This window comes from Pseudoalteromonas sp. P1-30 (assembly GCF_001400005.1).
GTDB classification, from domain to species: Bacteria; Pseudomonadota; Gammaproteobacteria; order Enterobacterales; family Alteromonadaceae; genus Pseudoalteromonas; species Pseudoalteromonas atlantica.
Genome location: NZ_LKBC01000016.1, coordinates 22,926 through 39,335 on the forward strand (window position 1 = coordinate 22,926; position 16,410 = coordinate 39,335).

16 protein-coding genes are annotated in these 16,410 nt (G+C 40.9%); 7 read left to right on the forward strand and 9 right to left on the reverse strand.

Features of this window, described 5'->3' with window-relative positions:
- Positions 1–96 precede the first annotated feature (96 nt).
- From recJ to xerD, 3 genes are all read right to left on the reverse strand, one after another.
- Positions 97–1,818, reverse strand: a complete 1,722-nt coding sequence (gene recJ, locus AN395_RS17245; RefSeq protein ID WP_054983767.1) for a single-stranded-DNA-specific exonuclease RecJ — start codon at positions 1,816–1,818, stop codon at positions 97–99.
- A 293-nt stretch (positions 1,819–2,111) separates the two neighbouring features.
- A complete protein-coding gene (gene dsbC / locus AN395_RS17250; RefSeq protein ID WP_054983743.1) occupies positions 2,112–2,840 on the reverse strand; it encodes a bifunctional protein-disulfide isomerase/oxidoreductase DsbC in 729 nt (242 codons plus the stop codon).
- Positions 2,841–2,900: 60 nt separating this feature from the next.
- Positions 2,901–3,827, reverse strand: a complete 927-nt coding sequence (gene xerD / locus AN395_RS17255; RefSeq protein ID WP_054983744.1) for a site-specific tyrosine recombinase XerD — start codon at positions 3,825–3,827, stop codon at positions 2,901–2,903.
- A gap of 106 nt (positions 3,828–3,933) precedes the next feature.
- On the opposite strand from xerD, the gene fldB reads away from it, so the two are divergent.
- Entirely contained in the window at positions 3,934–4,455 is a 522-nt protein-coding gene (gene fldB, locus AN395_RS17260) for a flavodoxin FldB (protein ID WP_004588002.1), read from the forward strand.
- A 34-nt stretch (positions 4,456–4,489) separates the two neighbouring features.
- Here the strand turns inward: fldB and AN395_RS17265 are convergent, their stop codons facing one another.
- Entirely contained in the window at positions 4,490–5,437 is a 948-nt protein-coding gene (locus AN395_RS17265; protein WP_054983745.1) for a DMT family transporter, read from the reverse strand.
- Positions 5,438–5,629: 192 nt separating this feature from the next.
- Here AN395_RS17265 and AN395_RS17270 point away from each other — a divergent pair, with 192 nt between their 5' ends.
- On the forward strand, positions 5,630–6,544 hold the full coding sequence (locus AN395_RS17270; RefSeq protein ID WP_054983746.1) for a LysR substrate-binding domain-containing protein: 915 nt from the start codon (positions 5,630–5,632) through the stop codon (positions 6,542–6,544).
- A gap of 2 nt (positions 6,545–6,546) precedes the next feature.
- Here AN395_RS17270 and AN395_RS17275 read toward each other — a convergent pair whose 3' ends face one another.
- The 3 genes from AN395_RS17275 to AN395_RS17285 all read right to left on the reverse strand — a co-directional run bounded on the left by AN395_RS17275 (position 6,547) and on the right by AN395_RS17285 (position 10,031).
- Positions 6,547–6,993 carry a DUF2147 domain-containing protein gene (locus AN395_RS17275; protein WP_054983747.1) on the reverse strand — a complete coding sequence of 149 codons (447 nt, stop codon included), beginning with the start codon at positions 6,991–6,993 and terminating at the stop codon, positions 6,547–6,549.
- A gap of 177 nt (positions 6,994–7,170) precedes the next feature.
- On the reverse strand, positions 7,171–9,177 hold the full coding sequence (locus AN395_RS17280) for an alpha-amylase family protein (RefSeq protein WP_054983748.1): 2,007 nt from the start codon (positions 9,175–9,177) through the stop codon (positions 7,171–7,173).
- A 155-nt stretch (positions 9,178–9,332) separates the two neighbouring features.
- Positions 9,333–10,031, reverse strand: a complete 699-nt coding sequence (locus AN395_RS17285; RefSeq protein WP_054983749.1) for a tRNA1(Val) (adenine(37)-N6)-methyltransferase — start codon at positions 10,029–10,031, stop codon at positions 9,333–9,335.
- A gap of 76 nt (positions 10,032–10,107) precedes the next feature.
- Between AN395_RS17285 and srmB the strand changes: the two genes are divergently transcribed.
- The 3 genes from srmB (at position 10,108) to AN395_RS17300 (ending at position 12,545) form a co-directional block, all read left to right on the forward strand.
- Positions 10,108–11,337, forward strand: coding sequence for an ATP-dependent RNA helicase SrmB (gene srmB / locus AN395_RS17290; RefSeq protein WP_004587997.1), 1,230 nt, complete (start codon positions 10,108–10,110; stop codon positions 11,335–11,337).
- A 227-nt stretch (positions 11,338–11,564) separates the two neighbouring features.
- Positions 11,565–11,885 (forward strand): BON domain-containing protein, encoded by a 321-nt coding sequence (locus tag AN395_RS17295; RefSeq protein ID WP_054983750.1) that lies wholly within the window; start codon positions 11,565–11,567, stop codon positions 11,883–11,885.
- A gap of 438 nt (positions 11,886–12,323) precedes the next feature.
- Positions 12,324–12,545, forward strand: coding sequence for a PDZ domain-containing protein (locus AN395_RS17300; RefSeq protein WP_054983751.1), 222 nt, complete (start codon positions 12,324–12,326; stop codon positions 12,543–12,545).
- A 148-nt stretch (positions 12,546–12,693) separates the two neighbouring features.
- Here the strand turns inward: AN395_RS17300 and AN395_RS17305 are convergent, their stop codons facing one another.
- Positions 12,694–13,650, reverse strand: a complete 957-nt coding sequence (locus tag AN395_RS17305) for a mechanosensitive ion channel family protein (protein WP_029774207.1) — start codon at positions 13,648–13,650, stop codon at positions 12,694–12,696.
- Between the two features lie 123 nt (positions 13,651–13,773).
- Positions 13,774–14,553: a peroxide stress protein YaaA gene (yaaA, locus tag AN395_RS17310; RefSeq protein ID WP_054983752.1), complete on the reverse strand. Its 780-nt coding sequence runs from the start codon at positions 14,551–14,553 to the stop codon at positions 13,774–13,776.
- A gap of 254 nt (positions 14,554–14,807) precedes the next feature.
- Here yaaA and tal point away from each other — a divergent pair, with 254 nt between their 5' ends.
- Both tal and AN395_RS17320 read left to right on the forward strand, forming a co-directional pair.
- Positions 14,808–15,758: a transaldolase gene (gene tal / locus AN395_RS17315; RefSeq protein WP_054983753.1), complete on the forward strand. Its 951-nt coding sequence runs from the start codon at positions 14,808–14,810 to the stop codon at positions 15,756–15,758.
- A 304-nt stretch (positions 15,759–16,062) separates the two neighbouring features.
- A complete protein-coding gene (locus AN395_RS17320; RefSeq protein ID WP_004587992.1) occupies positions 16,063–16,251 on the forward strand; it encodes a DUF3545 family protein in 189 nt (62 codons plus the stop codon).
- Positions 16,252–16,410 lie beyond the last annotated feature (159 nt).

Genomic DNA, 16,410 nt, shown 5'->3' on the forward strand with positions numbered 1-16,410 from the left:
AAACGCAATAAATTATCGTCAAATGATAAAAACGCCCGATTTTAACAAAAAACCGCGCGCTTTATTAGCCTTTTATGCATGCATTGTGCATATTTTTTAATGCACTTTTTCAAGCTCGCGAACAATTAATTGCAGGCTAAACTTACCTCTAAATTCGTTTATGTCGAGCTGATAAGCCACTTTGACATAACGGGCTTCGGTGTCGGGCCATGCTTTTACATCTATTCCAAATGCAATGGCGTCAACTAAGCGCCCAGATTGATGTTTAAGCACCAGCTTTAAGTGTTTTTCGCCTACTATACGCTGCTGAATAACTTCAAAGGTGTGCTCAAATACCGGCTCAGGAAATTGCTGCCCCCATGGGCCTGATTGCTTTAATAGCTGAGCAAAGTCCATTGTAAAGCACTCGTTTGGCAGCTCGCCATCGGTAAATACAATGCAGCGTTTACTTTCTTCGCTTAACTGCGCGCTTACAGCTGCATCAAACGCGTTTTTAAAGTCATTAAAATTTTGCTCATCAATACTTAGCCCTGCCGCCATGGCGTGGCCGCCAAATTTATTAATTAAGTGCGGGTCGGCGGTATTTAGCCCTTCGAGTAAATCGCGCATGTGTAGCCCTTCAATAGAGCGGCACGAGCCTTTTATTTCACCGTTTTCGCCACCGGCAAAAATAACGGTTGGGCGGTGGTATTTTTCTTTTAAGCGACCCGCCAAAATACCAATAACACCTTGGTGCCAATCTTCTTGGTATAAACAAATGGCATCGGGAATGTTATCGTCACTAAACGCGAGCCTATCAAGCACTGCTTGTGCCTCGGCTTGCATGCCCTGCTCTATTTCGCGCCGTGCATGGTTTAAGCTATCTAACTCGCTGGCAATCCGCCTTGCTTGGTTTATATCGGTACTTAATAAGCACGCTATGCCCAAACTCATGTCATCTAGTCGCCCTGCTGCGTTTAAACGCGGGGCCAACGAAAAACCAAAGTCACTGGCGCTTAAACGCGCTGCATTACGATTAGCCACTTCAATAAGCGCAGTAATACCTGGGCGTGTTTTACCGCTGCGAATACGCGCCAACCCTTGGTGTACTAAAGTGCGGTTATTTGCATCAAGCGCAACTACATCGGCCACGGTGCCAAGGGCAACTATATCAAGCAAGTCGGCTAAATTTGGCATAGCATGGCGTTCAAAATAACCTTGCTCTCGTAACGTGCTTCTAAGGGCTATAAGCAAGTAAAAGGCAACGCCGACACCCGCAATTGATTTTGAAGGAAAACGGCAATCATGACGGTTTGGGTTAACAATTGCATCGGCATTAGGGAGCTGCTCCCCTTGCAAGTGGTGATCAGTAACCAGTACTTTAATGCCCACTTTTTTTAGTATGTCTATGCCTGCAATACATGAAATACCGTTATCTACCGTAATGACCAGCTCTGGTTTTATATCAACAATTTGCTCAGCAAGCGCAGGGCTTAAACCATAGCCTAAGCTAAACCTGTCCGGTACAAGGTAGTCTAAGTTATTAAAGCCAAACATTGCCAAGCCTTGCATTAAGGTGGCTGTACTGGTTGCGCCATCGGCATCGAAGTCGCCAACAATTAAAATGCGGCTTTGCGCATTCAGCGCATCAATTAATAGCTCGGTGGCTTTGTCGATGTCTTTAAACAGTTTAAAGTCGATTAGCGTGGCTGCACTATTATTTAGCTCGTGTGCATTTTGCACGTTACGCGTGGCATAAATTTGCTTAATAACAGGGTGCAGATCGCTTGGCAGGTAAGAATCGTCTACATTTTCGCGCGCAATGATCAGTTTTTTCATGCTGGTTTTTAACTTATGGTGTTCATAATAAAAAGACAAAAAAAGGCCATAAAGGCCTTTTTAAACCAATTCGCTTAATTAAGTGATCTATTTTGAGGCTGAAAAAACGTGTTGATAACTAAGCAAAAAATCCGCTATTTAGTTGTTCTCGGCAATAGCTCCTGCATTGCTCTATCTTCTGCATCCATGCTGTCGTAAATAAGCATTTTTTAACGCCAGTAAAACACGTTTAGCCCCGCAAAATGATAAAGTATTATCGCGGATTGGTATTAAACAGGTACTCAGATTTTTAATTAACCTGCTTTGTTCGCCTCAAGCGCTGCACTTAATGCCGCGGCTGGCTGGTAGCCAGGGATCATTGTACCGTCTTCTAAAATAATGGCTGGCGTGCCGCTAATACCAAAGCTTTGGCCTAGCTGGTAATGCTCAGCTACTGGTGCGCTACAACCGGCAACAACTGTTGTGTCTTCGCCTGATTTAGCTTCTGTTAGTGCTTCTTGTTGGTCGCGTGCACACCATACATTCATTAAATCGGCGTAGCCCGAACCTTGCAGTCCACCACGCGGAAATGCTAAATAACGAACAGTAATGCCTGCATCAAGCAAGTCGTCTAGTTCGCGGTGTAATTTACGACAATAGCCACAGCTAATATCGGTAAATACCGTAATTTGGTGTTTTTCGTTGGGCGCTTTATAAACAATCATTGAATCTTGGTATTCTTTAATACCTTCAACACGTACACCATTTAACGCTTGCTCGGTTAAGTTGCTGCGGTTGTTTAAATCAATTAACGTGCCTTGCATTAAAAACTGGCCGTCTGGGCTGGCGTAAAGTACACCTTTATTTGTAATAAGCTCTTTTAAACCGGCAACAGGGCTTGGGTTTATTTGCTTAACTGTTACACCTAACGTGGCAAATTTAGTAACAATAGGATCATTAGCATCTGGCGTTGTGGCTACGCCGTTTGCAAATGCACTAATACTTGTGCACAACATTGCACCTGCTAACATTAATTTTTTCATAATTTTCTCTATCTAATAATACGTACTAAATTGACCGCTAAGCTGATATTAAATTTCATATTACGCGCGCGGATGATGCTCTGAGTGTACCGATTTTAATCGCTCATTGGCAACATGGGTATAAATTTGTGTAGTCGATAAGTCGCTGTGCCCTAACATCATCTGCACCACTCTTAAGTCGGCACCATGATTAAGTAAATGTGTTGCAAAGGCATGACGCAATGTATGCGGCGATAAATCTGACTCAATAGACGCCAAAATAGCATAGTGTTTAATACGATGCCAAAAGGTTTGTCGGGTCATACCTACACCGCGTTTTGAAGGAAACACAAAATCGGTGGCGTGTTTTATCATTTGTGCACGCCCCCCTTTTAAAAACTGCTCAAGCCAGTACATGGCTTCTTCGCCTAAAGGTACTAAGCGCTCTTTGTTGCCCTTACCTTTTACAAACACAACCGACTGGCGCAAGTTAATTTGCTCCATACGCAGCCCTACAAGCTCGGTTACACGCAAGCCCGTAGCATAAAGTAGCTCTAGCATGGCTTTATCGCGCAGCCCCATTGGTTCTTCAATATTGGGCGCACTTAATAATGCCTCTACCTCGGCTTCTGAGAGCGTTTTAGGTAACGATTGACCCGCTTTTGGTTGCGCAATGTTTTCAAGCGGTGAGCTTGCGATATGTTTTTCACGTACAAAATACTGATAAAACCGCTTTAAAGCACTTATGCTGCGTGCCGTGCTACGTGGTTTTAACCCTAAATCTACGCGATACGCTAGGTAGCTTTCTATATCTAAGCTGGTTACCGTCATTAAGCTTTCGCCTTTTAAAAACTGACAAAACTTATCTAGGTCACTGCGATACGCGCTAAGGGTGTTTTCGCTTACACCTTGCTCTAAGTACAAGCTATCTAAAAAGGTTTCTAAAAAGTCGCTGTTGCTGTTTAGCTCGGTATTTGGTTCAGGTAAATCGTCAGGTAGCGTTGTCACGTTGTGATCTCATGTTGGTAATACCCACGGTAGAAGGTATCAATTAAAAATACCTTACGGTAAACTGCGCCCTATCATAACAGGCAATTACACAGTGATAAATACGATGCAGATTGGTTTATTTTTTGGCTCTACTACATGCTACACAGAGATGGCAGCAGAAAAAATTCGCGACCTTATTGGCGCCGATGTAGTGACCTTACACAATATTAAAGACGAACCACTTAAAAATGCAGAGCAGTACGACTTTATCATCTTTGGTATTTCAACATGGGATTTTGGAGAAATACAAGAAGACTGGGAGTCTAAGTGGGACGACATTAAAGATGTAAACCTAAATGGTAAAACCATTGCTTTATTTGGCATGGGCGACCAACAAGGTTACGGACAATGGTTTCAAGACGCCCTTGGTATGCTTCACGATGAAATAAATACCCAGTCGTTTACGCAACTTGGTTTTTGGCCAAACGATGAAAACTACGAGTTTGAAGCGTCAAAAGCACTTACCCCCGATGGCAAACACTTTGTTGGCCTAGCGCTTGATGAAGACAGCCAATACGAGCTAAGCGATGAGCGCATAGCCAGCTGGGTTGAACAAATAATGACAGAGTATAGCGAAACACTATAACGAGTTTGGCCTAAACCATGTTTAGGCCAACGCATTACAAATAACTAAGTTTTTTAGCGCACTTTTTTTCACGTATTTTTGCTTTCCTTTGCAATAGCCAATTAGGCGCAAAGGTATTAATAATACATGCCAGTACAATAAGCGCTGAGCCTATTACTTGCGATAAACTTAATGTTGTATCGTAAAAAATTAGCTGAAATAACAACGCAAATAATAAGTTAGAATAAATAAGCGGCGCTAGCTGCGAGTTAGAACTGGCTAATCGGTACGCCTTTCCTCTAAAAAACTGCGTTGCAGCGGTCGAAAACCCAATTAATGCCACCATCAGTAATAAACTGTAATTGCTTATATCGATTGCAAAACCTTGGTAAAATAGCTCACCTTCGCTGGTAAACATTAATACTGGCACCATAAAAATGGCAGCCAGCGTAAAACTCCAACCGTTAATAACCATCATCGGAAGGTTAATTTTACTGGCTCGAAACAAGGTGATTTGCGAGCAGGCATTAAAAATACCAGCCCCTAAACCAATTAATAAGCTCCAGCGCCATTGTATGCCGTCGCTATGAATATTTTGAATAATCACACCCGCAAACATCAGCGCCATTGTAGGTAGCAATAACCAATTTAATTTAGTTTTAAAAAGCACCCGTTCTATTAGCGGTATAAATAACGGCCCAGTGCTAAATAAAATAACCGCCTCCACCAGCGTTAAAGTATTTAGCGCCACTAAAAAGCAGTTTTGGCACAGCACTATAAAAATTGCGCGAATAGCAAAGGTTCGCCATGCTGATTTATTAGGTAGCTGCCATTTAATACCTGCCGCCAATGCCAGCATAATAATCGCGGGTAAAAACACCCGTAAAAAAACCACTTCGCTGGTGCTAAAGTAATCGGTAAGTAACTTGGCTATAAAGCTATTTAACGCCAAGGTAAATGTAGAGAGCAGCATAAACACACTAGCACGAGAATTTAACGTCACCGCAGTTATCCTTTGAATAAAAAATGAATGTAAAAAGCAAAATTAAAGGCTTAATTTTTTTAATCTATTTATTATTTTTCAAAAAATTGGCATTGGCTTTTATGGCGCTAATTTTACGTGTACTTTATAAATTTAAAAGCGAATAATATTAAACTAACCTGTAAGTAAAACTTAACTGTTAATAAGTAACCTATGATCAAATCAGCGCCGTTAAAATCTCTCTATACGTTTATAGCTGTTGCCGAAACTGGCAGCATGGTGCTCGCGGCTGAGCAGCTAAGTATTAGTCACTCGGCGGTAAGTCAGTCTATTAAAGCGTTAGAGTTACAACTTAATACACCGCTTTTTAATCGCATTGGTCGCCGCGTTGAGCTCAACCCTGTGGGTGAGCGCTATTACAAACGCATAGCCCCGGCCATGGCTGAAATTTTAGCAGCCAGCCAAGAGGCTAGTAACACAGCGAATGAGCCAACTTATTTAACACTCAATATGGTTAACTCACTAGCACTGCACTGGTGGATCCCTAGGGTGGCCGATTTTCAGCGCATTTCGCCAAATAGTGACATTCGTATTTCTAACTTGGTGGGAGAATTTGATTTAGAGCGCGAAGGGATTGATGCAGCGATTATTCATGGCCAGCCCGATAAGTGGCAAAAATATCACTGTGAAAAACTAGCCGACGATCAGTTAATTTTAGTCTGTAACCCACAGCTTTTAGTTGGCTTAAATAAAGATGAGTTAACCGCGCAAAATTTGCTGCAGCGTTTTAAAGCAATCTACGTTACCAACCCACGTAGGCAAAACGATTGGCAAACGTGGTGCGAGGCTAATAATTTAGCGCAGCCTAAGCAGCATAATAACTTAACCTTTAATATTTCAGTGCAAGCAACACAAGCCGCGATGCGCCAGCTTGGCGTTTTGGTCACCCACAAACAATTTGTACGCGACGATATAAAGCACGGCATGCTCACGCAAATTGGCCAAAGCATTGTAAATCCGCATCAGCAGTTTTATTTTGCAACGAGCCACGCCATGCTTAATCACCCACAGGTAAGCGCATTACGAGCATGGCTTAAACGCGAGTTTTTAAAAACAGCAAACGAGTAGTGCTACTCCACACGTTGCCAATATTGGTTACGGTAAAAAAAGCCTATATAGCCACGTACTTCCAATGTTTTACCGTCGTTTTGTGGCGTTAGTTGCACGGTATAAGTTTTACCATTTGTAGGGTCAAGTATTTCACCATCGCCCCACACGCCATCATCTTCTGGTTTTACATCAGTGATTATGGTCATCCCTAAAATAGGCTGATTTTTTAATGCCCCATCACACTCTTTACAAATACCGGTTTGTTTAGCTGGGTCTAAAATAGCCTCAACTTTACCACTGAGCACCTTATCGTTTTGAGTAATGCGTACGTACGATTTAGCCTCGTTGGTGTCTTCATCTATGGTTTTCCAAAGCCCAACAGGAGTCATGTTTGCAAGCGCACCTTGGCTTATAAATAAAGCCGCAGCGAGTGTTGTTAGTAACGGTAGTTTGTTTAACTTTTTCATTGTGTTGCCTAAATTAAAAATGGCGAATAAAACGATAATACCAGCTGATTTATAAACGCACTATTAAATTAAACTGCTATTTAGGTACATATAAAAGTAAAAAACCAAGTGCGCGTTAACCCACTTGGTTTTAAATTGGCTGATAGTTTTTTAACGTACGCGTTTTAAAGTACGTATTTAAAAGTCACGTACCTCTACACTTGAGCTGTTAAATTCAAACATATTAATTTTGCCACACTGTGCCATATGGTTAGTACTTGTATAGGGGGTATTTGCTTGGCTTATATCGCCTTCCCACTCTTGGCCATTTTTTATAAATGCTTTTAATTCAAACCATCCGTTAACAGCTTTACTGCAATCCATATCAACATCCAGCATCCAATAGTGTTCGCCCCATATATTAAGGGGTGTAACACCAAAGCCATCTACTGCTACCGATTTTTGGGCGCCATATTCACTTGGCCAAACATTTGTAGTCCAATCCATGGCAGTACCTTGCGCTTCACTGTTTTGGCCTTGTTCAATTCCATACCAATCTAGGTAGTTATCGTTTGCTTTCCAAGGTGTTGTGGTGTTGTTTTTTAGATTGTTATGGCGAATTGGCATAGCACATTCAACATTTGTTGTTTGGCAGTTTCTAGCAAGGTTTGTATTTGCATAGTTGTGGTCTATACCACCGCGTACAAACATGTCTTGTCCGCTTTGTGTTTGAGCATTAATAAAAATAACGGTTCTTTGCCAGTCGCTATTATTAGGCACTGTCCCTTGAGTTAATTTAGCATTTTTATGAATTGCTATTGCATCCCATGGCGCTACATTTAAATTGATGGTGCCGTTGCTATTAACTGTTATTACTTCACCGCTACAACTAGTAGCATTACCCAAAAGCTCGCCTTTTAACACATTACAGTACTGTCCAGGCGCCATATCTGTTTGAATTGTTGTATTAAGCGTTGAGTCTTCTTTATTAATTGCCATATGACCAGAGCTACCACGTCCAAATGCAATCTGGTTATGGGTGTTATCCCACCAATTTGTTACTACCCAGTTGTCGGCTGTGTTATTTCTAAAAGCGACACCACCCGCAATATAAGACCAACGATGCTCACACTTCCAGTTACTTGCAAAACATTCTAAATTACCATTATTGTGCACCGGTACACTTGGCCCACCCGCATCTGTATCGCCGTGAAAATCATAACTCGACATTACTTTTGGATACCCATACGGATACGCCAACATAAATACGTTGGCTAGGTCGTATAAACGGCCATCTTCAAAGGTAATTACATTACCTGCACCACCATGGCCGCGCTGATTGTCGTGGTTATCTACAAATACCACAGCTGATGAACTTGGCATAAAGCCCCAGCCTTCACCAAAATTACTTAACCATGCAAGCGAGCCATTTCTAAAGGTATTACCAAGCTGCGTACTGTATTTAAACTCGGTAACTAGCCCTGTACTTAAATACTCTGAGGCAGCAACCGCTTCAGTACCTTGATCTATCACCTCATGAAACACCACTGGCGAGCCATTTATTTTTGCCATTAAACTTTGAATATCACTTGCAGCAACATGCTTAGCAGCATCAAACCTAAAACCTTTAACACCCATAGCTTGAAGGTCATTAATATATGCCGCTAATGTATTTTGCACATAATTTGAAGAAGTATTTAAATCGGCCAGCCCTACTAGCTCACAGTTTTGCACGCGATAACGGTTATTACCGTAATCTTCTGGGTTAATAGAACAACTTTCGTGAAAATCTTGTGGGCTATAAATAGGGTATTGTTTATTACCAAAAGTGTTACCAGCAGTGCCCGTACCACTGCCGGCTGCCATATGGTTTATTAATGTATCAACATATATATCGACGCCTGCGGCGTTACAGCGATTAACCATATCTATAAATTGCGAACGGTTACCGCCTCGGCTTTGTAGTTGGTAGCTCACAGGTTGATAGCGAGTCCACCATTGGCTACCTGTAATATGCTCGTTAGGCGGAGACACCTGTACAGCAGCGTACCCTTTTGGTCCTAAAAACTGCTCACATTCTCGGGCTACATCTTGCCAATTCCATTCAAATAAATGCACAAATGTTGTAGGTGCAGCCGATACTAAACTTGGTAAGGTTAAACCTAAGCTAAAACCTGCAGTGGTGATCATTTTATTCAGTTTCATAGTGTGTGTTTCCAGTGTTGGGCGAGTTAAACAACATACTCGACGTTATTTACAAGTGGTTAACACTAGTTTGAGAGTTGCTCAAATAAAAACTGAATACGTATGCATAATGGGTAAACTATCCTTTATTACTAGATAATTACCTGCCTTAAAACTTACATCTTCAAGTAAAACGCTTTACATAACGCAATATAATCATCGCTGTAGCGGTTGTTGTCATCTTTTATGCATAGGGAGGTAAGCTCTGGCAAAGTGTCTACTAAGCTAAAGCGCATTAAACTGCGGCTAAATGCTTTACTTGGTGTGGTTTTTACTTGGCAATGCGCGTTTAAATAAAGCCCGCTTTGTTTTGCCAATTCAACGAATAAGCCCACCTCTGTGGTGGGTAAAATTACGTTAAAGCACGATTGCTCATGACTTAAACGCATATAGGCATGTATTAGTTCGTCAAAACTTAAACCATCGGTATGGCGTGCGGTGTTACGGGCATCGCTTAGCCCTTTTAAACTACGGTTAAAATAAGGGGGGTTAGAAATCACAACATCAAATGGCGCCGCCTGTTTAAACGCTTGTATAGTGGTGTGCTTTACTGTGATATTTGGCCACGGGCTAGAGGCTATATTTTGCTGCGCTTGCTTGTAAGCAGCTTCATCAATTTCAACAGCGGTTATGCTAAGTGCTGGTTGGCGCTGTTTACACATAAGCGCAAGTAAACCGGTGCCTGTGCCTATATCGAGTAATGTATTGGCACCTTTTAAATACGCCCATGCGCCAAGTAAAATGCCATCGGTTGAGACCTTCATAGCACAGCTATCGTGCTCAACCTTAAATTGTTTAAACGTAAACCCTGACATTTTTTCACCTTTTCATTCACCAACTGGCGTATAGCGCGTATAATTGCAGGTAATTGTCCCTTATTTTAGACACTCTATGCAATTTTCTGAATTTGATCTTGATACTAAACTACTCAACGCCATTGATAAAATGGGCTACGAGACACCAACCAGCATTCAACAACAAGCTATTCCTGAAGCGCTGCAAGGTCGCGATATTTTAGCATCAGCACCTACTGGCACAGGTAAAACGGCGGCATTTTTAATTCCGGCTATTCAATACTTAATGGATTTTCCGCGTCGCGACCCAGGTTTTGCACGTGTGTTAATAATGACCCCAACCCGTGAACTGGCTTATCAAATTCATGAGCAATGTGAACTGCTTGCTAAAGGCACTCACCTTAAAATTGGTGTAGTAACAGGTGGTATAAACTACGGCACCCATAAAGAAATTTTTGAAAACAATAACGATATTTTAATCGCCACACCAGGGCGTTTAATGGAATATCTTGAAACCGAAAATTTCCATGCTGAAAACGTAGAAATGCTTATTCTTGATGAAGCCGACCGCATGTTAGACATGGGCTTTAGAAAAGAAATGCTGCGCATATGTGACGAAGCTAAAAACCGTCGTCAGTGCTTTTTATTCTCTGCGACGTTAGAAGGCGATAGCGTTGAGTTATTTGCTGAGCGTATTTTAAACGACCCAGCTTTACTTGAAGCCGAATCGTCACGCAAAGAAAAAGCTAAAATTCATCAATGGGTTCACCTTGCTGATGACTACCACCACAAGCTTGAGCTGTTGGTTAATACCCTAAACGGCCCAGATGTAAGTAAAGCCATTGTGTTTGTAAAAACCCGTGAGCGCCTAGAAACGCTAATTGGTGAGCTAACTAACAATGGCGTAAAAGCCGCGTGGCTGCGTGGCGAAATGCCGCAAGATAAGCGCATGAAAGCGATGGAAAATTTCCACAGTGGCAAAACGCGCATATTAATAGCAACCGATGTTGCGGCTCGCGGTATTGATGTTTCTGACATTAGCCACGTAATTAACTTTGATATGCCGCGCACTGCCGATGTCTATGTACACCGTATAGGCCGTACTGGCCGTGCGGGTAAAAAAGGGATTGCTATATCATTAGTTGAAGCGCACGACATTGGCATTTTATACAAGGTTGAGCGATACACAGAGCAAAAACTTAAGCGCCGTATAATTAAAGGGCTTGAGCCACAGCATAAAGAAGCTAAGCCACCCGCTAAAAAGCGTAAAGATCCGGTAAAAATGAAAGCTAAGAAAAAAGCCAAAGCTAAAATTAAAAAGAAATAACACCATAAATAAACAAGCCGGCAGTTGCCGGCTTTTTTGTACCCGTTACAAATGTAACCCAAGCATGTAACTCATTCCCATTAAAATGTAATTATTGCCTACCTGAATTCTCACTTAATAAAATAACCTTATATTTCAACAAATTAAAACTGGCATCGAAATTGTAACTGAGAAAGTAACTCAGCTAAGAATAGCTGCACGATTAACCGTAATGTAAGGATGAAGTTATGAACCGCTTTAAGTTAACTATCGCTTTAGTATCATTTTGTTGTTTATTTTTATTAGCTTGCGCTACAAAAGTAAGTGCAGCAACTAACTTAGCCGTAGTAAGCAGTGTGGCTACTCAACCTAACTTACAACAAACTATCACCAATACGTTACGCACTAACCCAAACTTAGCATTAAACGATATTCGCGTGCAGGTTGAAGACGGTGAAGTTGACCTATACGGTGAAGCGCAAACAGGTTTTCAGCGTGCACTTGCGCAAAAGTTTTTAGAAAATATGGATGGCGTTAAAATTATCCGTAATAAAATTAGTGTTATCTGATACCGCATTACAACATTTGTTTATATAACTTATTCCTCTGCGTGGCTTGTTTCTCCAACACAAGCCGCGCTTTTTTATGCTTAACAGCACACTTTAGTATCTAAACTTCTAGCTTTAGCCCCCCTATTAAAAAATAGAGCAAACACTGAGCCGTCCTTTCCCACTCTTTTAAATTAGTGACTTACTACAGCTTTGATAAAAGAATGCTATAACAAGGCTGTAAAGTTCATCTAATCAGCGCATTTTTAATACCGTTGGCAATCTACAAGTGTTTGCTAATCAACCTCACCATGGATAACAGTTAATAATATATGGCTTAACGCATGCAAATACCCCATCACTTACACAAGGAAGCTAATACATGAAACGGTTTATTTACTACTGCTAATCCCTCTTATTGGCCATGCAGAGGAAGCTATATTTGGCTTTGCTGCAGATGTGTCTGTATCCGGCTTTTTTAGCCCAGAAATTAGTGAACGAGATATTATAAAAGCCTTTGCTGATTTGGCAGGATTAAAAGTAGGCGACAAGGTAATAGAGTTAGATGGCAGCCCTATTCCAGCCTGCTCTGCTGAGTTTACAAAAAAATCGATGACAAAAAGCAGTGGTGAAACGCTTTTACTACTAATCAAAAGCTCGATGGCGGCGAAAAGCAAATAAGTATTAACTTAAAATAAATTTATTAAAAGTATGTAGTTAAATTTAACCCGACTTAGCGCTTTGAAATTACTAGCAGCGCACTTTTTATGTAAAAATGCGCTGCTAGTGGGTAACTATTACTGGGCTAGTTTAAAGCAGTATTAGTCGCTCATTCGCTTTGATTTGAACCCGTATTACTCCCGCCTTGTTGTTTGGGTGACTGTTGGTTTATTTTATCGCTTATCATGGCATCGAGCTTTTCACCGCCTTTAATGCCAAAATCTAACGTACGTATTGGGAATGGAATACTTATATCTGCAGCATCAAGCGCTTGTTTAACAGCGACTACGCCTTTATGGCGTACTGTCATAAAGTCTGGCTCGCCTGGGTATTTTATCCAAAACCACACCAGTAAATTAATACTACTGTCGCCAAAACCTTCTGCGTACACAGCGGTTTCATCTTTACGTATTACAAAGTCAAACTCGTTAATTTTATCAACGATAACTTCTTTGGCTTTTTCAATGTCGTCGCCGTATGAAATACCCACCGGTACCTCTATACGCCTAACGCCTAACGTGGTGTAATTCTTTAACACGTTTCTAAATAATACCTTGTTAGGTACCAGTATTAACTGCCCGTAAAAGCTCTCTATTAGCGTGTTACGCAGGTTTATAGAATGTACAGAGCCAAATACATCGTCGGTTTCAATTACATCACCCGCTTTAAATGGCTTGCGTATTCCCATAGCAATACCGGCAATTAAGTTCTCGGTCATGTCTTGAAAAGCAAAGCCAATGGCTAAACCTACAATACCCGCACCCGCTAGTAACGATGTGACTGTGCCTTTTAACCCCATAAAATCTAAAGCGATAAATAGGCCCACACATAACACAATAACCTTAAAAATAGACGCCATTAAATCTGCAATTTGCTTAGAGTCGAGTGAGCGCCTTAATAGGTTTTTCATTAGCTGGCCGGCAAAGCGCGCTATTATTGAAAATACAATGGCTATTACCACTGCCACAATAAAGTTTGGGATGTGGCTTATTACTACATCAAACCACCCTCCAAGTTTTTCTTCGATGAGTTTTTCGGCTTCGGCTACTGAAGGTATGCTGATCATATTTTTACACCTATCTATTTTTTATCTCATTAATAGTAGGTGAAGTTAGCAAGTTTAGCGCCAGCATAAAAAAAGCCATGCAATGCATGGCTTTTTAACTCATTGTTTGCTGAGTACAAACGCTTAGTTTTGCTCCTCGCGCATAAATACTGGCTCAAGCTCTTTTGCTGTTGCTTCAGGGCTAAAGTAATAACCCGCCACAGTAAACTCTTTTAATTGGCTAAGCTGTGTTACCTGGTTTTCTATAATGTAACGGGCCATCATGCCGCGCGCTTTTTTAGCGTAAAAGCTAATTACCTTATATTGACCATTTTTGCAGTCTTTAAAATGCGGGGTAATAATTTGCGCATTGAGTGCTTTTTTATCTACTGCTTTAAAGTACTCGTTTGAAGCAAGATTAACGAGATATTGTGCGTCTTGCGCTTTTAATTCCTCGTTTAATTTATTCGCAATAATGCTACCCCAAAATTCATACAAATTTTTCCCGCGAGGGTTATCAAGCCTAGTGCCCATTTCTAGGCGGTAAGCTTGCATTAAATCAAGCGGCTTTAATAAGCCGTATAAACCTGAAAGTATTCGTAAATGGCTTTGCGCATAATCGAGGTTAGCGGCAGTGAGTGTTGCGGCATCTAAACCACCGTACACATCGCCGTTAAAGGCTAGTACCGCTTGTTTAGCATTACTTTGTGTAAATGGTTGCGACCATTCGCTAAAGCGCGCAGCGTTAAGCCCTGCAAGCTTATCGCTAATTTTCATTAGGCTGCCAATTTGCGCTGGAGTTAGTTCACGGCATACTTTCATGAGCTCTTCGCTGTGCTCTAGTAATTCAGGTTGAGTGAACTTATCTGTTGCGGGTGGCGTTTCGTAATCAAGATTTTTTGCTGGTGAAATAACAGTGATCATAGTTAGCTATTGACTTGTAATTTATTTAATGTCAATTTCAACATTAAATGAGACGAAAAGCACGTTTTGTTTATAAAATACCATTGAAAATTAATCGCAATGGCCTAAATCCTACCTTAATAAATCATGCATCGTCGTTTTTCTATTGATAAGGACATAAGACCTATCAAGCATTGTCACACTGTTGCAGTATTGAATACTTATATTAAGGTAGTTTAGATTTTCTTTTAACTTGCTTGGAATGAGGAAGGCAAATGACTAGCGCTCTACAAAGGCTAAAACAACATTCATCTATCGTAGCCGACACTGGCGATATTGAAGCGATCAAAAAGCATCAACCAGAAGATGCAACCACAAACCCGTCGCTTTTATTAAAAGCGAGCGAGATTGAAGCTTACAAGCCTTATTTAGATAAAGCTTGGAGCTATGCAAAAGAAACAGAGCAAGATGCAGCTAAACAGCTTGAACTTGCATGTGACTACTTTGCCGTATTAATTGGTAAAGAAATTAGCGAAATTGTACCTGGTTATATTTCTACTGAAGTAGATGCTCGTTTATCATTCGACACCCAAGCAACTATTGATAAAGCACATACCCTGCTTAGCCTTTATGAAAAAGAAGGTGTAAGCAAAGACAAAATTTTAATCAAAGTTGCGTCTACATGGGAAGGCATTAAAGCGGCCGAACAGCTAGAAAAAGAAGGGACTAAATGTAACCTGACTTTATTATTTAGCGATGCTCAAGCGCGTGCATGTGCTGATGCAAACGTATTTTTAATCTCGCCATTTGTTGGCCGTATTTTAGATTGGCACGTAGCAAATGGTATGGAAAAACCAACCGATCCGCTACAAGATCCAGGTGTTCAATCTGTACGTAGCATTTTTGAGTTTTATAAACGCCATGATTACAAAACCGTTGTTATGGGCGCAAGCTTCCGTAACACTGGCGAAATTATTGCGCTTACAGGTTGTGACAAGCTAACAATTAGCCCTAACCTACTAGAAGACTTAGGCAATTTAGAAGGCGCAGAAGAATACTTACTACAAAGTGATATTCCTAAAGAGCCAAAGCCTGCCCCTCTTACTGAGTCACAGTTCCGTTGGTTACATAACCAAGATGCAATGGCAACTGAAAAACTAGCTGAAGGTATCCGCTCATTCGCAGATGCACAAGAGCAGTTAGAAGCACGTTTTAAAGCAATGTAATACGCGCTAATTATGTATTAAACGCCGCACCTGCGGCGTTTTTTTATGCCCTTAATATAATCCGCACTGATTTATACTAACCTGCCACAGCATGTACCATTGCCTACACAGCTAAATAGCTCACTTTTAGTATTTTTTATTTATTTTTTCTATCTAAAAATAGCGCGGTCAATAAAGCTAGTTAGTATTAAACTTCATCAATGCATCACATACCTGTAACAAATTCGTCACTTTTTTATTCTATTTTAGCTAGGCCTGTGGTATAGGTATTCTCGAGGTTCACTAAAATCAATAGGAGATAGTCATGGATAGCCTAAACGATATATTAGAGATATTAGAAGGTCCTGATACAACAAGAAAAACCTCTCAAAAGAATAAAAAAAGAAAGTGGCGCGAGATTGAGGCCATAAAAGACAAACAACGGTTACGTAAAGAACTACAGGAGTTAGACTTTTTTACAGACAGCATTGAAATTGATGAGCTAGATTTTTAATTTCAAACTCATTGCGCTCAATTAGGCAATTTATTTTGCGGCAGGAAAACCGTATCGATAGTAAAGCTAACGCCAGGTTTTACCCCTTCAAAGTAATTGATAATTATTGCGCATGGGCATTAGTACACAATAACTAAGCAAAAGGCTTTCATGATACGA